21 protein-coding genes are annotated in these 20,399 nt (G+C 68.7%); 7 read left to right on the forward strand and 14 right to left on the reverse strand.

All coding sequences use genetic code 11. The annotated features are described in order from the left end of the window. Nucleotides 1–69: 69 nt before the first annotated feature. The 8 genes from FZ033_RS05135 to FZ033_RS05170 all read right to left on the reverse strand — a co-directional run bounded on the left by FZ033_RS05135 (nt 70) and on the right by FZ033_RS05170 (nt 7,627). Nucleotides 70–1,137 (reverse strand): ABC transporter substrate-binding protein, encoded by a 1,068-nt coding sequence (locus tag FZ033_RS05135; RefSeq protein WP_149575093.1) that lies wholly within the window; start codon nt 1,135–1,137, stop codon nt 70–72. 82 nt (nt 1,138–1,219) lie between these two features. Continuing rightward, a complete protein-coding gene (locus tag FZ033_RS05140) occupies nt 1,220–1,747 on the reverse strand; it encodes a 4-vinyl reductase (RefSeq protein ID WP_149575094.1) in 528 nt (175 codons plus the stop codon). Nucleotides 1,748–1,787: 40 nt separating this feature from the next. Continuing rightward, on the reverse strand, nt 1,788–2,801 hold the full coding sequence (locus FZ033_RS05145) for a dipeptidase (protein WP_331251167.1): 1,014 nt from the start codon (nt 2,799–2,801) through the stop codon (nt 1,788–1,790). Between the two features lie 98 nt (nt 2,802–2,899). After that, a complete protein-coding gene (locus FZ033_RS05150) occupies nt 2,900–3,961 on the reverse strand; it encodes an ABC transporter ATP-binding protein (RefSeq protein WP_149575095.1) in 1,062 nt (353 codons plus the stop codon). A 25-nt stretch (nt 3,962–3,986) separates the two neighbouring features. Next, nucleotides 3,987–4,793 carry an ABC transporter permease gene (locus tag FZ033_RS05155; protein WP_149575096.1) on the reverse strand — a complete coding sequence of 269 codons (807 nt, stop codon included), beginning with the start codon at nt 4,791–4,793 and terminating at the stop codon, nt 3,987–3,989. Between the two features lie 8 nt (nt 4,794–4,801). Next, complete coding sequence (locus FZ033_RS05160) at nt 4,802–5,728, reverse strand: ABC transporter permease (RefSeq protein WP_149575097.1); 927 nt, start codon at nt 5,726–5,728, stop codon at nt 4,802–4,804. A gap of 26 nt (nt 5,729–5,754) precedes the next feature. Next, entirely contained in the window at nt 5,755–6,822 is a 1,068-nt protein-coding gene (locus tag FZ033_RS05165; RefSeq protein WP_149575098.1) for an ABC transporter substrate-binding protein, read from the reverse strand. 94 nt (nt 6,823–6,916) lie between these two features. Then, nucleotides 6,917–7,627, reverse strand: coding sequence for an isochorismatase family protein (locus FZ033_RS05170; protein ID WP_138401623.1), 711 nt, complete (start codon nt 7,625–7,627; stop codon nt 6,917–6,919). A 128-nt stretch (nt 7,628–7,755) separates the two neighbouring features. On the opposite strand from FZ033_RS05170, the gene FZ033_RS05175 reads away from it, so the two are divergent. Next, the gene (locus FZ033_RS05175; RefSeq protein ID WP_232847337.1) at nt 7,756–8,649 is read left to right on the forward strand and encodes a LysR family transcriptional regulator; all 894 of its coding nucleotides are present in this window, start codon (nt 7,756–7,758) and stop codon (nt 8,647–8,649) included. A 44-nt stretch (nt 8,650–8,693) separates the two neighbouring features. Here the strand turns inward: FZ033_RS05175 and FZ033_RS05180 are convergent, their stop codons facing one another. Genes FZ033_RS05180 through FZ033_RS05205 form a run of 6 tightly spaced genes read right to left on the reverse strand, consistent with a single transcriptional unit; the run spans nt 8,694 to nt 16,026 of the window. Beyond that, nucleotides 8,694–10,457 (reverse strand): BatD family protein, encoded by a 1,764-nt coding sequence (locus FZ033_RS05180; RefSeq protein ID WP_149575100.1) that lies wholly within the window; start codon nt 10,455–10,457, stop codon nt 8,694–8,696. After that, nucleotides 10,454–12,529, reverse strand: a complete 2,076-nt coding sequence (locus FZ033_RS05185) for a VWA domain-containing protein (RefSeq protein ID WP_149575101.1) — start codon at nt 12,527–12,529, stop codon at nt 10,454–10,456. Before FZ033_RS05185 ends, FZ033_RS05180 begins: the two co-directional genes overlap by 4 nt. Then, nucleotides 12,529–13,560 (reverse strand): vWA domain-containing protein, encoded by a 1,032-nt coding sequence (locus FZ033_RS05190; protein WP_149575102.1) that lies wholly within the window; start codon nt 13,558–13,560, stop codon nt 12,529–12,531. Before FZ033_RS05190 ends, FZ033_RS05185 begins: the two co-directional genes overlap by 1 nt. Further along, complete coding sequence (locus tag FZ033_RS05195) at nt 13,557–14,135, reverse strand: DUF4381 domain-containing protein (protein ID WP_149575103.1); 579 nt, start codon at nt 14,133–14,135, stop codon at nt 13,557–13,559. Before FZ033_RS05195 ends, FZ033_RS05190 begins: the two co-directional genes overlap by 4 nt. Beyond that, nucleotides 14,132–15,091 (reverse strand): DUF58 domain-containing protein, encoded by a 960-nt coding sequence (locus FZ033_RS05200; protein ID WP_149575104.1) that lies wholly within the window; start codon nt 15,089–15,091, stop codon nt 14,132–14,134. Before FZ033_RS05200 ends, FZ033_RS05195 begins: the two co-directional genes overlap by 4 nt. 14 nt (nt 15,092–15,105) lie before the next feature. Further along, nucleotides 15,106–16,026, reverse strand: coding sequence for an AAA family ATPase (locus tag FZ033_RS05205; RefSeq protein WP_149575411.1), 921 nt, complete (start codon nt 16,024–16,026; stop codon nt 15,106–15,108). Nucleotides 16,027–16,437: 411 nt separating this feature from the next. Here FZ033_RS05205 and FZ033_RS05210 point away from each other — a divergent pair, with 411 nt between their 5' ends. The 6 genes from FZ033_RS05210 to FZ033_RS05235 all read left to right on the forward strand — a co-directional run bounded on the left by FZ033_RS05210 (nt 16,438) and on the right by FZ033_RS05235 (nt 20,360). After that, nucleotides 16,438–17,085 carry a DUF938 domain-containing protein gene (locus FZ033_RS05210; RefSeq protein WP_149575105.1) on the forward strand — a complete coding sequence of 216 codons (648 nt, stop codon included), beginning with the start codon at nt 16,438–16,440 and terminating at the stop codon, nt 17,083–17,085. A gap of 127 nt (nt 17,086–17,212) precedes the next feature. After that, nucleotides 17,213–18,292, forward strand: a complete 1,080-nt coding sequence (locus FZ033_RS05215) for a flagellar motor protein MotA (protein WP_149575106.1) — start codon at nt 17,213–17,215, stop codon at nt 18,290–18,292. A 38-nt stretch (nt 18,293–18,330) separates the two neighbouring features. After that, nucleotides 18,331–19,353, forward strand: coding sequence for a peptidoglycan -binding protein (locus tag FZ033_RS05220; RefSeq protein ID WP_149575107.1), 1,023 nt, complete (start codon nt 18,331–18,333; stop codon nt 19,351–19,353). Between the two features lie 23 nt (nt 19,354–19,376). Continuing rightward, nucleotides 19,377–19,604 carry a hypothetical protein gene (locus FZ033_RS05225; RefSeq protein WP_149575108.1) on the forward strand — a complete coding sequence of 76 codons (228 nt, stop codon included), beginning with the start codon at nt 19,377–19,379 and terminating at the stop codon, nt 19,602–19,604. Next, complete coding sequence (locus FZ033_RS05230) at nt 19,594–19,875, forward strand: type II toxin-antitoxin system RelE/ParE family toxin (protein WP_149575109.1); 282 nt, start codon at nt 19,594–19,596, stop codon at nt 19,873–19,875. The genes FZ033_RS05225 and FZ033_RS05230 overlap by 11 nt, the downstream gene beginning before the upstream one ends. A 5-nt stretch (nt 19,876–19,880) precedes the next feature. Further along, nucleotides 19,881–20,360 carry a GNAT family N-acetyltransferase gene (locus tag FZ033_RS05235; protein WP_149575110.1) on the forward strand — a complete coding sequence of 160 codons (480 nt, stop codon included), beginning with the start codon at nt 19,881–19,883 and terminating at the stop codon, nt 20,358–20,360. Nucleotides 20,361–20,399: the final 39 nt, after the last annotated feature.

The raw sequence follows: 20,399 nt of genomic DNA on the forward strand, positions 1-20,399 counted from the left end.
AGGGTCCGCGAGGGAGGATGGAAGAGAGGCATCGCTCGCCATGACGAGGGCTCCGCGACCGGCTTTCGCTCAGCTCTGCTTCCAGGCGTCCCAGCGCCGGCGCCAATCGGGCAGATTGTCCACGATCACCTCGAAATCCTCCGGCACGGCGCGCGCCAGCTCCTCGCGGGTGGAGACCACCACGCGCTTGGCGATCTCCGGCGGATAGACCACCTTCTGGTTGGGCGAGGCATAGAACAGCCCCTGTGCCAGCGCCTGCTGCGGGGCGACCGTGCAGGAGAAATTGATGAAGGCCTTGGCGAGATCCGGGTTCTTCGCGCCGCGCGGAATGCAGAACGGGTCGGCCCGGGTGAAGAAGCCTTCCTTCGGCGAGACGAAATCGATCGGCACGCCCTGATCCTTCAGCGGATACACGCGGCCGTTCCATACCGGCATGATCCACACCTCTCCGGTGCGCAGCAATTGCTCGGCCTGGGCGCCGGTGGTCCACAGCGTCGCAAGATTCGGGCGCAGCTTGGTGAGGGCGGCGAAGGTGGCATCGTCCACCGGCAGGGGCTTGCCCTTGGCGACGAGGTTGGCCATCTGCAGCGCCTGGTCGAACAGCGCCTCGTTCAGCGCCGCCTTGCCCTTGTACTGCGGGTCCCACAGGTCCGCCCAGGCGGTGGGCGCGGTCTTGATCTTGTCGGTGTTGTAGGCGAGGCCGTAGCTCCACAGCACCAGCTTCGGCCCGTGGGGCGTGATGTAGTCGGGATAGAGATTGGCGTATTCGGGCATGTCCTTGGCGTCGATGGTCTGGAACAGATTGTTCCGCACGCCGAAGACGTAATCGGGCATCTGCATGGGAATCACGTCCGCGTCGGGACGGCCGGCATCCACCTGGGCCTTGATCTTCGCCATGGGCGGGGACGAGCCCTGCATGGTCAGCACTTCCACCTTCACGCCGGTCTTCTGGCTGAAGGGGTCGATCCAGTGATCCTTGATCACCTTGCCCAGCAGGCCGTCGAAATTATAGACCACCAGCGTCTCGCCGGCCGCCAGCGAACGGGTGATGACGGACGGCGCCGCCAGCGCTCCGGCGGCGGCCACACCGAACGTCTTCAGCGCGGTGCGGCGAGACATGTTCATCTTGTCGCTCATGTTCCTCAAGTCCTCTGGTCGGATGGAAGGTGCGCCCGTTTTCGGATCGCTTATTTGTGTATTGTTGAAGAATAATCCCGCCTCAGGCGGCGGGCTTGACCTCGTAGAGACAGAAGTCGTGGCCCTCGGCCGCGCACTGCACCTCGCGGGCGTCGAGCTTCTTCGGTGCGCCGGCCTGCTCGCAGACGAATTCCAGCGCACCGGCGAGCCAGGGCGCGAACATGTAGCAGAGCTTGCGGCCCGCGTTACGCGTCTCGTCGGTCACGAAGGAGGAGTTGTCGAGGCGGATGGTGGCGGTGCCGGCGGCCGGATCGATGGCGAGGATGGAGAACAAGCCCCAGCCGCGCTGCGACAGCCGCTTCATGTAGTGCGCGAACACGTCCACGCCGTCGAGGCCGTAAACCTCGCTCTGCTTCTTGCACCACACATAGGCGGAAAGATGCCCCGCCGGGGCCAGCGCGGCGTCGAACGCCTCCGCCCCCAGCGCGCCCTCGATGGCGAAGTGGTTGTTGTTGTAGAAGTGCTGGGGCACCAGGATCATGGGCATCTTGTCCACGAACCAGCGCCCCGTTGCCGGGTCCACGTCGATCTCGATCTCGGGCTTGGCCATTTTTCAGTATTCCCGCATTGGATGGAAGACGAAATGGGGCTCAACGGCCCCACACGTCCTTGAGCAGCTGGAGCCAGTTCTGCCCCATCACCTTCTCGATGCGGGCGGTGGACCAGCCGCGCTGCTCCATGGCGGCGGTGAGGTTCGGGAAGTCGCCGATCTCGCGGAAGCCTTCCGGATTGATGACGGCGCCGAAATCCGTGAGCTTGCGGCCGAGGCCCTTGTCGTGGGTGATCCAATCGAAGAAGGGCTGGCCGAAGCCCTGCGTGAAGTCGGTACCCACGCCCACCATGTCCTCGCCGGCGATGTTGATGATGTATTCCATCGCCTCCACATAGTCGGCGACGGTGGCCTCAGGCCCCTTCGCCAGGAAGGGCGGGAACATGGTGACGCCGATGAAGCCGCCCTTGTCCGCGATGAAGCGCAGCTGCGCGTCGCTCTTGTTGCGCGGATGGGCCTTGAGCCCCGCCGGCAGGCAGTGGGAATAGGCCACGCGCTGCTTGGATGCCTTGATAGTGTCTTCCGAAGTCTTCGGCCCCACATGGGACAGGTCGCACAGGATGCCGAGGCGGTTCATCTCCGCCACCACGTCGTGGCCGAAGTCGGAGAGGCCGCTGTCGGTGCTCTCGTAGCAGCCGGAGCCGACCCAGTTCTGCGTGTTGTAGGTCATCTGGATGATGCGCACCCCCAGCTCATGGAACAGCTGGAGATATTCGATGTGGTCCTCGATGCCGGAGGTGTTCTGCCAGCCGAGGATGATGCCGGTCTTGCCCTCGGCCTTGGCCTTGAGGATGTCCTCGGTGGTGTAGACCTGGGAGATGATGTCGGCGTTCGCCGCGAAGTCCTTCTTCCACTTCGCGATGTTGCGCATGGTCTCGGTGAAGTTGTCCCAGATGGAGCAGGTGCAGTTGGCCGCGGTGAGGCCGCCCTTGCGCATGTCCTCGAACACGGGGCGCGAGAAGTCGGAGATGATGAGGCCGTCGATGACGACAAGCTGTTCGTGCAGGCTGGACACGGCTTGATCTTCCTTCTTGGGCGAAACGTGCAGGTTCACGGCGAAATGCCTTCTTCAGGTGCCGGCCGGACGCCGGCAGATATTGGAAACAGAAGTGGCGTGCCGGCTCACACCGGCAGAATTCCAAACGTGCCGGCTCACACCGGCACGAGGGTCCCGGCCTCCGGCTGCCAGGACACGCGCACCGCGCGGCCGGGGCTGAGCGGGGCCGGTCCGCCCACCGCCGGCGAGGGCCGGCGGGCGATCAGCGTCACGCCCGAGGGCAGGCGCACGCGATAATCGATGACGAGGCCGCGATAGGTGGCGAACTCCACCTCGGCGGACAGGGTGTTGGCGAGTAGCGCCTCGTCGGTGCCGTCGAGGATCACCCGCTCCGGCCGCAGGGCCAGCGCCAGGTCGCCGGACAGCCCGGCCACCGGCACCGCCAGCACCTCACCGCTCTTGAGGCGGAAGCGGCCGACGCCTTCGAGCGTGCCGGCCAGCAGGTTGGTGACGCCCATGAATTCGGCGACGAAGTGCGACGCCGGCCGCTCGAACAAATCGTCCGGCGCGCCCATCTGCTCGATGCGCCCGGCGCGCATCAGCACCACCCGGTCGGCCACCGAGAGCGCCTCGTCCTGGTCGTGGGTGACGAAGATGGTGGTGATGCCGAGCTGCTGCTGGATGTTGCGGATCTCCAGCTTCATCTCGTTGCGCAGCTGGGCGTCGAGGTTGGAGAGCGGCTCGTCGAGCAGCAATACGTCCGGCTCGATCACCAGCGCGCGGGCGAGCGCCACGCGCTGCTGCTGGCCGCCGGAAAGCTGCTTGGGCAGGCGATCGGCCAGGTGGGAGAGCTTCACCCGGTCCAGCGCCGTCTTCACCTTCCGGGCGATGTCGGCCTTGGGCAGCTTGCGCATCTGGAGGCCGAAGGCCACGTTCTCGCCCACGCTCATGTGCGGGAACAGCGCGTAGTTCTGGAAGCCGAAGCCCATGTTGCGCTTGTTGGGCGGCAGGGACGTGAGATCGCGCCCGCCCACCAGGATGCGCCCCTCGGTGACGGGGATGAAGCCGCCCACCATGCGCAGGGTCGTGGTCTTGCCGCAGCCGGAGGGGCCGAGCAGCGCCACCAGTTCGCCCTGGCGGATGTTGAGCGAGACATTGTCCACGGCGGTGGTGGCGTCGTAGCGCTTGACGATGGACTGGAGGACGACGTCGGACATTCAGGTCACTCCGAAAGCAGGCGTTTCAGAACGCCCGCGCGAGGCGGGCATAGCGGTCGCTGGCGATCAGCAGCGCGCCGATGATGAGGATCTGCACGGTGGCGACCGCCGCCACCGTGGAATCAAGGTTCCATTCCAGATACGAGACCAGCGCGATCTGGAGCGTGGTGCGGCCGGGGCCCACCAGGAAGATCGACTTTTCAAGGTCGATGAAGGACACCACGAAGGAGAACAGCGCCGCCGCCACGATGCCGGGCTTGATGATGGGCAGCGTGACCCGGAAGAAGGTGGTGAACACCCCCGCGCCCAGCGAGCGCGCTGCCTCCTCGTAGGACGGGCTCATGCCCACGAGGGAGGCCGTCACCAGCCGCACCGTCCACGGAAGCGCGATGAGGCCGTGGGCGATGAGCAGGCCCGGCAATGTGCCGGCGATCTCCACGTCCAGCAGCACTTCCAGCTCGATGAAGGCCATGAACAGCGCCGCGCCGCCGACGATGCCCGGCACCACCATGGGCGAGAGCAGCACGGTCTGGATGGCGTCCCGCCCCGGAAAGCGATAGCGCACCAAGGCGAGGCTCGCGGGCACGCCCAGCACCAGCGAGATGGCCACCGCCACCAGCGCGGTCTCCACGCTGGTGATGAAGCCGTTGCGGAACGCTTCCTGCTCCCAGGCACGGACATACCAGCTGAAGGTATATCCGGTGGCCGGGAAGGACAGGATGCGGTTGGCGAAGAAGCTCACCCACACGATGGCCACCAGCGGCAGCAGCACGAAGGCGAGCACCAGCGCCGAGAGCGCGGCATAGATGCGATTGATGGCGAGAATGCCCATGGCGCCCCTCACTCGCTCCAGCGGCGATAGCGCCGCTGCACCAGGATGTTGGCTGTGGTGGTGAGCACCAAAGTCACCGCCATGAGCACGAAGGCGAGCGCCGCGCCGAAGGGCCAGTTCATGGCTTTCGCCACCTGCTGGTAGACGGCGGGCGCCATCATCTGGAAGCTCGGGCCGCCGATGAGCACGGGCGTCGCATAGGCGTTCATGGAGAGGATGAAGCACAGCATGGTGCCGGCGAGGATGCCGGGCAGTGCCAAGGGCAGCACCACCCGCCACAGGGTGGTGAGGTGGGAGGCACCAAGGCTGGAGGCTGCGGCTTCGAGATTGGCGTCGATGCCCTCGATGACGCTCTGCAGCGTCACGATCATGAACGGCAGCAGCACCGAGACAAGGCCGATGACCACGGCGGTGGGCGTGTACATCAGCTTCACCGGCGACAGGCCGAGGGTGCTGACAAATGCGTTGAACAAGCCCTTGTCACCCAAAATCACCATCCACGCCGCCGTGCGCACCGCATTGCCCATGAGCAGCGGCAGGATGACGAGGAGGAGCAAGCGCCCCTTCCATTTGTCGCTGGCCTGCCGCACCAGAAAGTACGCCACCGGAAAGCCGGCAAGGAGGCACAGGAGTGTGGAGAGGCCGGAGACCCACAAGGTGGTCGCCAGCACCTCCTGGTAGTAGCTGTCGGCGAAGAATTTCTGGTAGTTGGCGAGGGTGAACGCCTCCACCATCATCTGCCCCGGCACGAACCGGTTCAGCGAATAGCGGAACATGAGGGCGAGCGGCCCCATCAGCGCCAGCACCACGAACAGGGTGCCGGGCGCGGCGAGGCCGAAGGCCGGCGACAGCCGCCGGCGATCCCGCGCACCCGGCGCGGGAAGAGGCAAGGGCGGAGCGGTGGCGCCGCCGGGGCTGGTCGTTGCCGTGGACATGGCCGAACCCGACATGCCGGCCGCGCTCAGCGGGCGATGTTCTTGTTCCACCACTCGAGCCATTCCGCCGTATTCTTCGCCACATGGGCGTAATCGGGGAATTTCAGGGCCGCCGCCTGCTCTGGCGTGAAGTCCACCTTGGCGCGCAGCTCGTCGGTCAGCTCCGCCTTGGCGTTGGCCGGGGCGTAGAAGCTGGCGCCGGCAAGGCCGGCCATGGCTTTGCGGTCCAGCATGGCGTTGAAATAGATATAGGCGAGGTCGGGGCTCGGCGCGCGCTTGGGCAGGGCCGCGCCGAACATCACCGCGATGGCGCCTTCTGACGGATACTGGATGGCGAGCGGCGCCCCGTCATTGGCCCATTGCAGGCCGCGCGCCTTGTAGTTCACCGCGATGTCCACCTCGCCATTGACGAGGCCGGCGCCGAGCTGCTGGTGGGCGGCATAGATGCGCGGCTGGGTCAGCTCCTTCAGCTGGATCAGCCGTTCCTTGCCCTGCTCGGTATTGGTGACGTTGCCGCCTTTGATCAGGCCAGCCATCATGATGTAATTGAAGTAAAGCTGGTTGGTGAGGCCGATCTTTCCGGCCCACTTCTTGTCCCACAGCTCCTCGTAGGACTTGGGCGGGTTCGGCACCTTGTCCTTGTTGTAGATGATGGTGACGCCGCTGTAGAGCCAGGGCACGAAGAAGGGCTTGGATTTCAGCGCCGGCACCACGTCGGCGTAGTTGGGCACCTTGGAGAAGTCGATGTCGCTCAGCACCTCCTGGGCGTTCAGCTCCACGCTGTCACCCTCGTTGATGTGGATGACGTCGATGGTGCCGCGCTTCAGCCGCTTCTCGGCGATCAGCTTGGCCTTGCGCTCGGGCTCCATGCCGAGGTCGCGGACGATCTTGATGCCCCGGCTTTCCACCAGCGGCGCTTCCACGAAGCGGATGGTCCGCTCGTTCCAGTCGCCGCCCCAGTTGGAGACGACGAGGGTCCCCTCCTGCGCGCGGGCAAGGCGCGGGGCGGCGAGCACCGCCGCCCCCGCTCCGAGCGCTCCGAGGACGGCACGCCGGGAGGGCGCACCCGAAAGTGTGAGATCAGTCTTCGTCATGTCCGCCTCTGGATTTTATTTTTTGATGTCGAAGTCGAAGTCATCGATGTCGGAGAACGTCTTGAAGTCGCCGCGCCGGGGCGCGGCGACAAGATCAGGCCGCGGCGCGAGATTTGGCGCCGACTTCGTCGAGGTAGGAGATGCAGCGCTCCAGGGGCTCCACATCGGCGAACTTCGCGTCGATGTCGAAGAGGTTCCACGCCACCGCGCCGGGCACCCGGTCGCCGATGCATTCCTTCACCGCGATGGTGCGGAACCCTTCCGCCAGACCGTCGCAAAGCGTTGTGCGCACACAGGCGGAGGCGGTGACGCCGGTCACCAGGATGGTGTCCACGTTGTTGGCCCGCAGGAAGCCGGCCAGATAGGTACCGTGGAAGGCGGAAGCCCGCTTCTTGATGAGCACCTGCTCACCCTTCACCGGCTCGATGCGGCTGTCGATGGCCCACAATTCGGGCTTGGACTGGTCCACCACCTCGATGGGAATCTTGTGGTGCCACAAGCCCATATCGGTGGCGGCCTGGGTCTCGTCGGTGACCTGGTAGCAGGTGGTCACATGCACCACGGGGTGGCCGTTGCGCCGGCAGGCGGCGAGCAAAGCCTGCACCCCGGGGATGATCTGGTCGTCGATCTTCTCGCAGGTGAACGGGTTGCCGGGACGGGTCCAGGCGTTGGCCAGATCCACGTTGATCAGCGCCGGACGGCTGCCGAATCCCACCCGCCGCTGGAAGCCGCGCCCCTGATAGAGGGAGGTTGCCTGTTCGAAGGCGCGCGTCAGCGCCGCATCGAGATCTTCCTCGAACGCCATAGTCGTTGTCCCTGCTGGTTTTCCGCCCGTCTGCGCCGGACTTGCGAGGACAAGATTGCTCAATCTTCTATGACAGGAGAAATTCCAAATTCAGCACGATTTATGCTGCTTATGATATGAATGGACCCATGCGCTTCGACCTCCGCCACGTCCGTGCCTTCGTCCTCCTGTCGGAGGAACTGCACTTCAGCCGCGCCGCCCAGCGCGCCCACATGACCCAGCCGGCCATGAGCCGCCTCATCCGCGACCTGGAAGAGGACGTGGGCGTGCCCCTCATCGCCCGCACCACCCGGTCGGTGGAATTGACTGAGGCCGGCAAGGCCTTCCTCGCCGACGGCCGCGCCGCCCTGGAGCGGCTGGAGCGCGCTGTCACCAATGCCCGCCGCACCGCCAGCGGCGAGGTGGGCCTGCTGCGCATCGGCTACATGGACTTCGCCATCAACGGTCGGCTGCCGGAATTCCTGAGCGCCTTCAGTCGCTACCGGCCGGAGATCCGGCTGGAGATCTCGTTCATCCCCACCTTCAAGCAGCAGGAGGCGCTGCTGGCGGAGCGCATCGACATCGGCTTCATGATCGGCCCGTTCGAGGAGCCGAGCATGGAGAGCTACACCTTCGACGACAACCGCTACGTGGCGCTGCTGCCCATCACCCACCCGCTCTCGAACGTGCGCACCCTGCGCCTCTCGGACCTTGCGGACCAACCCTTCGTGCTCGGCTCGGGCGAGAACTGGGGCGCCTTCCGCAATGCCTTCTTCTCCATCTGCCACCGCGCCGGCTTCACCCCGCGGATCGCGCAGGAGGCCTCGTCCTCGGAAGGCATTTTCGGGCTGGTGGCGGCGGGGGCCGGGGTCTCGGTCTATGCCAGCTGCGTGCGCAACCTGCAGCGGCGCGGCATCGTCATCCGCGATCTCGATGACGTGTCGGAAAAAATCGTCACCGTCGCCGCCTGGGCGACGCCGGTGCATTCGCCAGCGGTCTCCATCTTCACCAATTTCCTGCTGCGGGTATGGGGCAGCATGTAGCCGCCGCTCCGCCCCGAACCCGGCCATTCCAGCCGGATACCGGATCAACCGGACGTGGGATAGAGCGGCTGGAGGCCGCGGGCCTTGCGCCCGTTACGCGTCTTCGCGGCGCGCCGTTCGGCGGCAAGGGCCTTGCACAAGGCGCGCCCATCCCACTCCGCTGCACCACCCGCATACAGGTGCTGGTTCAGTTCCGCCACCGCCTGCCCCATCTCATGGGTACGCGGCGTCTCACCGCCCGTCCCGCCCATGGCGCGGGCGAAGACGAGCCAGGCGCGGTGGGCGGCGGCGGCATCGTTGCTGCGACAGGCAGCATCGAGCGCCCGCGCCGCCGCCTCCACATCCAGGAGCGCCAACGCCGGCCGTCCGGCCATTCGGCCGCGACCGACCGGCCGGACAGCTCCGGGATAGGTCGGGTCCGGCGCACGCTCGGCCACCACCGGGCGCCGCCGGCGCCCGCTGTAAAACACGGTTCCGGCCACCAGCACGGTCACGGCCAGCACGGCCAGCACGTCGCGCACGCTCCAGCCGCCCTGCGGTGCATCGGCGGCCGGCGACGGCGCCGGCACGGCAACGGGAGAGGCGGGCGCCCGCGGCGCGCTGCCGTCGGCGGACGCCGCCACCGTGAGGGTCACGGCCGGCAGGGTGGCGGTCTCGGCGCGGTTTGCCACCACGTTCCACCAGGGCACGGAGATGGCCGGCAACGTCACCGTTCCGGCGCGCGTGGGCACCACGGAGACGCGCGTCTCCACCACGGCGCCGATGCCGCCGTCCACCGACGTGGCCTCAGGCTTGTCCTCGTCGGCATATTGGCGGACCCCGTCCACCTCCGGCGCCGCGAGCGGCGGCAACTGGCCGGGGCTCGCGCCCTTCACCTCCAGGCGCAGGGTGCGCACCAGCGCGCCGCCGACCTTGGCTTCGCCCGGCGGACGCGACCAGCTTTCCCGCAAGGTCACGGAGCGGGCCGGCAGGAACCAGCCGGTGACGCCGGCGGGGCGCGGGCGCACCTCCACCTCCACCGGGTTGGAATAGACCGTGACCTTGCGTCCGGCATTGAAGCCGCCGCCGAGCCACGGCATGGCCGGCCGCCCCAGCGTGCGGGCCTGCTCCTGCGCGCCCGGCGGCGAGGTGGGGAGGGAGGCCTTGAGCGCCACCGAGGGGATCTGGATCGTCCCTGTGCGCTGGGGCCGCATGGTGTAGCGCAGTTCCACGACGCGGAAGCGCTGGCGGCCGAACACGCGGGAATAGGTCTTCAGCCCGCCTTCTGGGGTGAAGGAGGCGCCATCGGCCTCCGGCTGTCCCGCCGTCGCCTCCAGCGCGCCGACGCGGTCGAACATCCGCACTACCACCGGGATCTCGCTCTGGAGGAAGAACGGCGGGGTGCCCTGCACGTCCACCGCCAGCGAGAGCGGCTCGTCGTCGGGCGGCGCGATGGCCGCACCGGGAGCAATGGTGAGATCGATGGGCGCGCTCGCCTCCCCTCCGACGGAGAGGGCGGGAATGGTGAGACGGCCCGGGTGCTTCGCCACCAGGGTCAGCACCCATTCGTTCACCTCGACCCGTTGTCCCGCCACGGTGTCCATGCGGCTGCGCTTGCGCCGGTCGAGGATCTCGAAATCCTTCGACAGGGGGGTGACGTTCGGAGGTTCCAGGCTGTCGCGACCGGCCAGGCTCAGGACCAGCTCGAAGGGCTCGCCCTGGTCGGTGGGCAGCCGCTCGATGCTCGCCTTGAAGGCGCCGGCGAAAAGCGGCGTCGCCGCGACAAGCGCAACCAGCAGGAGGGCGAGGCGCAGCACGGCGTGGATCATGGCTCGCCCTCCACCTGGACGTTCACGGGACCGCCCATGTAGCGCGCGCGGATGCGGGCGCGCAGCAGGCCGCCGGGATCGTCCGGCACCTGGCGCAGCGCCTGCTCGCGGCTCTGCTCGTCATCGGACAGCGACTGCGCGGGCATCTTGCCCTCCTTGCCGCCCGGCGGCGGGGGCGCAGCGGCGGTCGGCACCACCTGGGTGGGGCCGGGCGGCGGAGGCTCGAACGCCTTGTTTGCGTCCCGGCTGTCGTGCGGCACATCGGGCGCGCCCTGCGGCAAAGGCGGGGGCGGCGCGGCGGCAGCCGGCGGGGCGGGCGGGTTCGCCTGTGGCGCCGGCTGGGGCTGGGGCGGCTCGGCCGGCGGCTGCGGGGCAGCGGCGATCTCGGGCGGCCGGCGCGGCGGCAGCGGCGCAGGTGCAGGAGGCGGCCCGAATGGCTGCGACGCGCCTCCCGCCGACTGCGGATCGCCCTTGTCGGGCTCGCCGGGCTTGTCCTTCTGCGGGTCCGCGCCGGCCTTGCCTGCATCCGGCTTCGTATTGTCCGGCTTGGCCGGATCGGGCTTTGCAGGATCAGGTTTGGCGGGATCGGGTTTCGCCGGATCAGACTTGGAAGGGTCGGACTTGGAAGGGTCGGACTTGTTCGGATCCGGCTTACTGGGATCGGATTTCCCCGAATCAGACTTGCCGCCGCCTCCCCCGCCGCCGCCGGAGTTGCCCTTGTCCTTCTTCTGGTCGTTCTTCTTCTTGCGGGCGTCGAGAATGCCTTGCACCAGATCCCGGTTGAACTTGGCATCGGCGTCGGCGGGGTCGACCTTGAGGGCGGCGTCGTAGGCGGCGACGGCCTCCTCCAGCCGGTCGGAACGGGCCAGCGCGTTGCCCCGGTTGTAGTCGGCGCCCGGAATGCCCGCATAGGCCGCGGCGGCGGCCGCATGGTCGCCAGCCTTGTAGCGGGCGGCCGCCTGCCAGGCCGGGTCCTCGAAGCGCTGGGCGGCGGCCCCGTAGTCGCCGGCGCTGAAGGCCGAGGCGCCCTGCTGGTCGGGCCGCGCCCACAAATCATCCCACGTCCCCGCCGCCGCCGGAGGAGGCGCGAACACGGCCGGCAGGGCGGCGAGAAGCAGCACCGCGATCCACCCCCGGCGGAAGGCGAAGGGCGCCAGCAGCACGGCGATGAGGAGCACGAACGGCCCCATGTCCGCCCAAACATCCGCCGTGAAGCCATCCTGGTCGGCCGGCGGCGCCGTGGCGGAGGCGCTCGTCAGCGGCAGGGTGCTCTCCAGGTCGCTGTCGTCCGCGGTGAGGCGGGAGAAGCTGCCGCGCCCGGCAACCGCGAGGGCGGAGAGGCCCGCCGCATCCAGAGGCGCAGCCCCGTCCGCACCGGACGCGCCGACGCCGATCACATTGACCTTGAAGCCCGCCGCCGCAGCCGCCCTGGCCGCCGCCTGCGCCTTCTGCGGGTCATCCCCCGCACTGTCCGCCAGAATGAGGATGCGCCCGCTGGAAGCGCCCGCGCCCTTCAGAAGCTCCACCCCCTTCTCGATGGCGAGGTCGGTGCGCGCCGGGCCGCCGCGCATCAGGTTGGTGGCGAGGTCCGGCAGCATCTGGCCCACCACGCGGGCGTCCTGCGTGAGCGGTGCGGCGGTGAAGGGAATGTCGGCATAGACCACCAGCGCCACCTCGCCGCCGCGCATGCGCGCGAGCACGTCCGCCACCTTGTAGCGGGCGGCGGCAAGACGGGTGGGGCTGGCATCGCTGGCGCCCATGGAGCGGGTGAGGCTGAGCGCCACCACCACGGGTTCAAGCCGCCCGCCCGCCGGCTGCGGCAGCTTCTCCCATGTGGGCCCGGCCATGGCGAGGATGGCCGCGACCCAACCCACCAGCAGGAGCGCGATCGGCCAGTGGCCCGTCTGTCGGCCCCCCGACGCGGCGAGATGGACGAGCAGATGGGGATCCACCACCCGCGACCAGTCATTCGCGCCCTGGTTCAGCCTGCGCCACAGCAGCGCTGCCAGTACAGCCGCCGGCAGCAGGGCCAGCAGCCATTCGGGCCGCAGGAGATGGAAGCTCGCCGGCATCAGGCGGAGCCCTCCACGCGGGTCGGCTCGCCCCCACCCGCCGGGCGGCGCAGGGGCAGATGCGTCAGCAGCAGGGTCGAGAGGAGGAAGCTCAACAGCAGAGCCGCCCCGAGCGGCCAGTAGAACAAGGCGATGGTAGGACGCACATATTGCGGGTCCCCGGCCACCGGCTCGAGACGGTCGATGTCGGCATAGATGGCGGCGAGGCCCTTGTCGTTCCGGGCGCGGAAATACTGGCCGCCGGTGAGGCCCGCGATCTTCTTCAGCGCCTCCTCGTCGAGGTCGCCGGACGGGTTCATGGGCGCGCCGGGCATGAAATCCATCGCGTCGGCGCCGACACCGATGGTGTGGATGCGCACATTCTCCTTCGCCGCGATGGCCGCCGCCTCCATGGGGTCGAGTACGCCGGAGGTGTTGGCACCGTCGGTGAGCAGGATCAGCACCCGATCCTTCGCCGGCCGGTCGCGCAGGGTCTTCACCGCAAGGCCGATGGCATCGCCGATGGAGGTGTTGCGGCCGGTCATGCCGATCGAGGCCTCGGCGAGGAGCTGGCGCACCACGGTGCGGTCGAGCGTCAGCGGCGCCTGCACATAGGCCCGCGTGCTGAACAGGATGAGGCCGATGCGGTCGCCGGTGCGGCGGGCGATGAAGTCGTCCGCCACGCGCTTGACCACCTGCAGCCGGTTCGCCGGCACGCCGGACTGGACCAGGTCCGGCGACGACATGGAGGCGGAAAGGTCCACCGCCAGCATCATCTCGCGCCCCTCCACGGGAATGGCGACGGGCGTGCCCACATAGACCGGCCGCGCGGCGGCGATGACCAGCAGAGTCCAGATGAAGGCGAGCGTCGCCAGCCGCAGCCGGCTGAAGCGGGGGCGGCCAGCGGCGACGAGGCCGGCGCGGGCGAGCTCGGCAAAGAACGGCAGGCGCAGGGCACCGGCCCGCCGCTCCGGCGCGCGCGGCAGCAGCAGCCGGATGAGGAACGGCAGCGGAAGCAGCGCCAGCACGAAGGGCCATTGCAGGGTGATCATGCGCGCGCCCTGATCCAGCGCCGCACGGCGGTGACAAAGGCCTTTGGCGCGATCCCGGCATCGGGGGCGGCGGCCGGCGGGTAATAGGGCGCGCGGGCGAGGAAGGCGGCCTCGGCAACGCCGAAGCCGGCCTTGCCGGCCACGAGCACCCGCGTCCACGCCTCCCCGGTGAGAGCCGTGGCCTCATCCCCGGACTGGGCGCGCACGAGCCGGCGCAGCACGCCGGAGGCCGCCACGGCGATGGTCTGGGCATCGGGAAGGCCATCGCGGCCGCCAGCCCCCGCGAGCGTCGCCTCGAACTCCTTCAAAGCCTTGTAGGCGAGGGTCTGCCGCCAGCGCCATTCGCGAATGGCGAGCACCACCCCCACCAGCAGGACCAGGCCCGCCAGCGCGTACCAGCCGGGCGCGGGTGGCCAGAACGGCACGTCCGGCGGCAGGTGGATATCGCGCAGGGTGGCAAGCTGTTCCTCAAGCGAGGGAGCGGCCGGGGCGTCGGGGATCTTTCCCCCCGGCGTCAGGAAATCCGGGGTCGAGAAATCCGGCGCGGAGGGAGCGGTCGTGGTGGGAGACGTCATGCCGACGCACGCCCCATTGCCCGCCGACCCGCCGATTGCAGCGGCCGCAGCCGCTCGGGATGCAGCACGTCCGCCGGATCGCTGCCGGTCTCAAGGTCGAGGAAGGTCATACCGCGCTCGCGGCAGATCCGCTCGACCCCATCGTGTCGCGCGGCGAAGCGCTGGGCGTAGGCGGCCCGCAGCGCTGCCCGCTCCGCATCGAGCCGCGCCACCGCCACCCCGTCGGTGACCGGATAGAGACCGGGGTCCGGCATCTGCGCCTCCAGCCGATCGAACACGAACAGGCAGGTGACGTGGTTGTCCACCGCGAGCCGCTCCACCTCGCGCACCGCATGGGCGTCGAAATCGGCAAAGTCGGTGACGAGGAAAACGAGGGTGCCGGGCCGCGCCAGCGCACGGGTTCGCGCCAAGGCTTCCGCCAGCGTGGGGCCCGCGCCCTCCGGTCCCACCCGCTCGGCGGTGGCGTCGGCCACGGCGCGCACGAAATTCAGGATCCGCCTGCGGCTGCGCTCCGGCCGGAAGGCACTGACGCCGGACGGCGCCAGTACCACGCCGCCCACCCGGTCGCCGCCGGCGATGCCGACCCAGGTGAGGATGGCCGCCGCCTGCGCCGCCAGCACCGACTTGAAACTGCCCCGCGTGCCGAAGCGCATGGGCGCGCGGGCGTCGGCGAGGATCAGGACCGGGCGCTCGCGCTCCTCCTGGAACAGCTTGGTGTGGGTCCGACCGGTGCGGGCGGTGACGCGCCAGTCGATGGTGCGCACATCATCGCCGGGATGGTAGGCACGCACCTCGTCGAATTCCATGCCGCGGCCGCGGAAGGACGAGCGGTGGCCGCCGAACTGGTGGGTCCGCACCTTGCCGCCGGGCGCAAAGCCGCCGCCGCCACGCGGGCGCGCGGCCACCAGCTCCGGCAGGCGGGCGACGATGCCCTTCAACGGATCCTTTTCCGACATGGCGGTCCGCGACCTCAGCCCACCGGCACCCGGGCGATGAGGAGGTCGATGAAATCGTCGCTCGTCACCCCGTCCGCCTCGGCCTCGAAGGTCATGAGCACGCGGTGGCGCAGCACCGGCTTCAGCACGGCCTGCAAGTCCTCCGGCACCACATAGTCGCGCTTGCGCCGCCAGGCATGGGCGCGGGCGCAGCGGTCGAGGGCGATGGTGCCGCGCGGACTGGCGCCGAAGCTCACCAGCCCCTCGAGGTCGGCACCGTAAATCTCGGGATGGCGGGTCGCCTGCACCATCTGGAGCAGATATTCCTCCACCGGCTCGGCCATATGCACGGCCGCCACCGCGCGCCGGGCGGCGAACACCACCTCCTGCGGCAGGGGCGGGCCGAAGTCCGGCGCCACGCCCCGCGCCTCTCCGCGCACCAAGCGCAGGATCTCGCGCTCGGCGGCGATATCGGGGAAATCGATGCGCACGTGCAGCAGGAAGCGGTCGAGCTGGGCCTCGGGCAGGGGGTAGGTGCCCTCCTGCTCGATGGGATTCTGCGTGGCCATCACCATGAACAGGTCGTCGAGGCGGTAGGTTTTGCCGCCCACCGTCACCTGCCGCTCTGCCATGGCCTCCAGCAGGGCCGACTGGACCTTGGCCGGGGCGCGATTGATCTCGTCGGCGAGGATGAAATTGTGGAATACCGGCCCCTTCTGGAACCGGAAGGTGCCATCCTCGGGCCGGTAGATGTCGGTGCCGGTAAGATCGGAGGGCAGAAGGTCCGGCGTGAACTGGATGCGCTGGTCGCTCAGGTCGATGGCGCGGGCCAACGCCTTGATGGCCTTGGTCTTGGCAAGGCCGGGCGCGCCCTCCACCAGAAGGTGGCCGTCGGCCAGCACGGCGATGAGCAGCAATTCCACGAAGGCCGGCTGGCCAAGGATGCAGGCGTTCATATAAGCGGCGAGATCGTCGAACGCCCGATCGAGCCCGGCACTGTCATGAGCCCCACGCTCATGAACGGCACGATCCGCCACGGGGGGCCGCGCCCGGGCAAAGGCACCTTCCAGGAAACTGGCGTCACGGCTTGTCGTCATGAAAGAAGGGTTCCGGTCTCGCGCTGGCTTTGGTTCCTTATATCGCCGCGGATGCGTGATCGCACATTATCTCGCATTCATTTTTCAACCCGCGGGGGGCGCCAGGCCATGTCCCGGCCGGGCTGGGCACCAAAAATGCGCCCTGCCCCGCTGCGGCGGATGGAGGCATGGGCGACGGTTGAGCCCTAGAGCCCCACCGGCCAAGATGGCGCCCGCCAGCCCCCTGCCCCATCGGCCCCGGGCGCCCTGACGCAGCGGAGAACTAGCCCCTTGCCCGATCCGTCCCCCGACGCGCGCCGCTCCGCCCCGGCGGTCGCGCGCAACCGCGAGCCCATCGCCGCCCAGTTGCTCCAGCTTCTGCCCGCGAGCGGGCTGGTGCTGGAGATCGCCAGCGGCACCGGCGAGCACGCGGTGTATTTCGCCCGAAAGATGCCGCATATCATCTGGCAACCCTCCGACCCTTCCCCCGAGGCGCGGGCCTCCATCGCCGCCTGGACCGCCGCGGAACGCCTTGCCAACGTGCGCCCGCCCCTCGCCCTGGATGCCGCCGCCGCGGACTGGCCGGTGGGGAAGGTGGATGCGGTGGTATGCGTCAACATGATCCACATCAGCCCGTGGGAGGCGACCGAAGGGCTCATGCGCGGCGCCGGTGCCCGCCTGCCGCCGGACGGCGTGCTGTTCGCCTATGGCGCGTTCCTGCAGGACGGCGTGCCCACTGCCCCCAGCAACGTGGCCTTCGACGCCGACCTGAAGCGGCAGGACCCGCGCTTCGGCCTGCGCCACCTTCACGACGTGGCCGCCTGCGCCGCGAAGAACGGCCTCGCCCTCGCGCGGGTGGTCGAGATGCCGTCCAACAACCTGTCACTTGTATTCCGTAAGGTCATGGCGGTTTCGCCCGGCACCGGCGCTGTGCCATAGTCGGGCACCGCACGGCCGGAACCGGATTGGGGTGAGCCAGACTCACCGCAATCTGCTATCAGGACCGGGCCGGATCTTCCGCTCGATGCCCCTTCCGCTGGATGCCCCTTCCGCTCGAGGACCCTTCATGGCGCGCGTCGTCGATCCCTACATCAAGGTATCGTCCCCCCAAATCTTCCTGGTGCGGATGATCGTGTTCCTGGCCCTGTGCGCGGCGCTCGCCGCCGTGCTGCACCGGCAGATCGTCGCCGCCTTCCTCAACAATCCGGGCCTCAACGGCGTCATCTTCGGGGTGCTGGCCGTGGGCATCATCCTCGCCATCCGGCAGGTGGCGCGGCTGTTCCCGGAGGTGGAATGGGTGAATTCCTTTCGCCTTTCCGATCCGGGGCTCGCGGTGGCGCGCCCGCCCACCCTGCTGGCGCCCATGGCGGCGCTGCTGGGCGACCGGGTGGGGCGCATGTCCATTTCCCAGGCTACCATGCGCTCGATCCTGGATTCCATCGGCACCCGCCTCGACGAGAGCCGGGACATGGGGCGCTATCTCACCGGCCTGCTGGTGTTCCTCGGCCTGCTCGGCACCTTCTGGGGCCTTCTGGAAACCGTCTCCTCCATCGGCACGGTCATCAATTCGCTGCAGGTGGGACCGGATGCCGGCTCCATCTTCGAGGACATGAAGACCGGCCTTGCCGCCCCCCTCGGCGGCATGGGCACAGCGTTCTCGTCCTCCTTGTTCGGCCTTGCCGGCTCGCTGGTGCTCGGCTTCCTCGATCTTCAGGCGGGGCAGGCGCAGGCCCGCTTCTATACCGATCTGGAGGACTGGCTCTCCACCACCGTGCGCGACCTCGACGAGGCCCCCCGCGAGCGCGGCTTCGGCGCCGAGCGGGAGCCGGCGCGCCTGTCCACGGCGGCGCAGCCCGTTCCGTCAAGCCCGCCCCTCGCCCTGCCGCCGCCACAGCCGGCCTTCGACACCGCCCCGCTGGTCTCGGCCATGGGCCGGCTGGAGAAGACCATGACGGAAGCCGGGTCACAGCGGGTCACCACCGCCATGGCCCAGCTCGCTGAAAGCCTCCAGGCCCTCGTCACCCACATGCGCTCGGAGCAGGCCCTGCTGAAGCAGATGATCGAGGCGCAGGGCTCCCAGCAGGAAGAACTGAAGCGCCTCGTCCGGCGGCTGGAGGACGAGACCTCGGGCCGGGGCAAGCCATGAGCGTGAGCGGGGACCAACCCTTGAGCGGGAGCTGAGCCATGGCTTTGGGCAGACGCGGCCGCGACCGCCAGATCGACTACTGGCCCGGCTTCGTGGACGCCTTGTCCACGCTGCTGCTGGTGTTCATCTTCCTGCTGTCCGTCTTCATGCTCACCCAGTTCTTCCTGACCCAGGAGATGTCGGGCAAGGACAATGTGATGCAGCGGCTGCAGGCGCAGATCCGCCAGCTCACCGAGCTGCTCTCGCTGGAGCGCGCCACCGGCCAGACCGCGGACGGCGAGCTCGCCACCCTGCGCGCCTCGCTGGAGGCCACCGAAACCGAGCGCGACCGCCTCAAGGGCCAGCTTTCCACAGCTCCAGCCCCCACCTCCGACGACGGCCGCACCCGCTCGCTCGCCCGCGAGGTGGACTTGCAGAAGGACGTGGCGGCCCGCGCCGTTGCCCAGATCGAGCTGCTCAACCAGCAGATTTCCGCCCTGCGCCGGCAGATGGCGGCGCTGGAAGAGGCCCTCAACGTCGCCGAGAAGCGCGACGCCGAAAGCCAGACCAAGATCACCGACCTCGGCCGCCGGCTCAACGTGGCGCTGGCCCAAAGGGTGCAGGAGCTGACGCGCTTCCGCTCGGAATTCTTCGGCCGCCTGCGCGAGATCCTTGGCAACCGGCCGGACGTGCGGGTGGTGGGCGATCGCTTCGTGTTCCAGTCGGAGGTGTTCTTCGACCGAGGCTCCGCCACCCCCCGCCCCGAGGCGCTGGCGGAGCTGGACAAGCTGGCGGGCGCCATCCTCGAGCTGGAGAAGAGCATCCCACCAGACATCTCCTGGGCCCTACGCATCGACGGGCACACCGACAACCGGCCCATCGCCACGCCGCAGTTCCCCTCCAACTGGGAGCTGTCGGCGGCTCGGGCCATCGCGGTGGTTCAATACCTCATCTCCAAGGGGGTGAGCCCGCAGCACCTGATCGCCGCCGGCTTCGGCGAATACCAGCCCATCGACGCCGCCGCCTCCGAGGACGCCCGCGCCCGCAACCGCCGCATTGAGCTGAAGCTGACGGAGCGGTGAGGGATTGTGTTAGGATTTGAGGCATGAACAAGCAGCTTGAGCTTCTGATGCAGCGGCTGGGCAAATGGCCGGAGGAGGCCCAGGCGGAAGCCGTGCGCCAGCTCCAACGCATCGAGCAGGAGCGGGTCGTCCCGGCTGATCTGTCCCCGGAGGAAGCGGCTGCGATCGATGCCGCCCTGGAAGACGTGGATGCAGGCCGGCTAGCCACGGATGCTGAAGTGAAAGCCCTGTTCCGCTGCCATGGCGCATGAGCTGCGCTATTCCCGTCGCGCGCTCGACGATCTCGATGCCATCTTTACCCACATCACCCGCGACAGCCCCAACGGCGCCGCGACCGTCGTTCGCAGGATCCAGAACGCGGTCGATGCCTTGCGCGACTTCCCGTCGAGCGGAAGACCAACGGCGCGCAAGGACATTCGCCTGCTGACCGTTTCCGGCCTGCCGTTTCGGATCTTTTATCTTCTGCGGCCCAAAATGGTCATCGTCCTCCACGTGCGCCACACGGCGCGCCGGCCCCTCTGATCGCCATGCCCTATACCCTCGCGCCCGCACTGCCCGCCCATCGCCCCGCCATGGCGCAGCTGTGGGTGGAGAGCTGGATGAAGACCCTGCCGGAGATCGATTTCGAGGCCCGCCGGCCGTGGCTCGAAAGCCATCTCGATACCCTCACCGCAGGCGGTGCGCTGATTCGGGTGGCGCTCGATGGGAAGAGTGCCGTGGCCGGGTTCGTGGTCATCCACCCCGGCACCGGATATCTCGACCAATTGGCCGTCGCCCCGCGCGTCTGGGGACAAGGCGCGGCCGAGGCGCTGATGGACGAGGCGCGGCGGATCTCCCCGGCCCTCGTCGCCCTCGACGTGAACCAGGACAATCCCCGCGCGGTGCGCTTCTACGAGAAGATGGGGCTCGCCATCGTCGCCGAGGGCGAGAACCCCATGTCCGGCCGCCGCACCTTCCGCATGGAATGGCGCGGTGGCGATGCCGCTCAGGCGCCGCGCGAGCCTTAGACCAACGGCCTCGGTCTTTGACCAATGCCGAGAGTGTGA

Source organism: Xanthobacter oligotrophicus, assembly GCF_008364685.1.
GTDB lineage: Bacteria > Pseudomonadota > Alphaproteobacteria > Rhizobiales > Xanthobacteraceae > Xanthobacter > Xanthobacter oligotrophicus.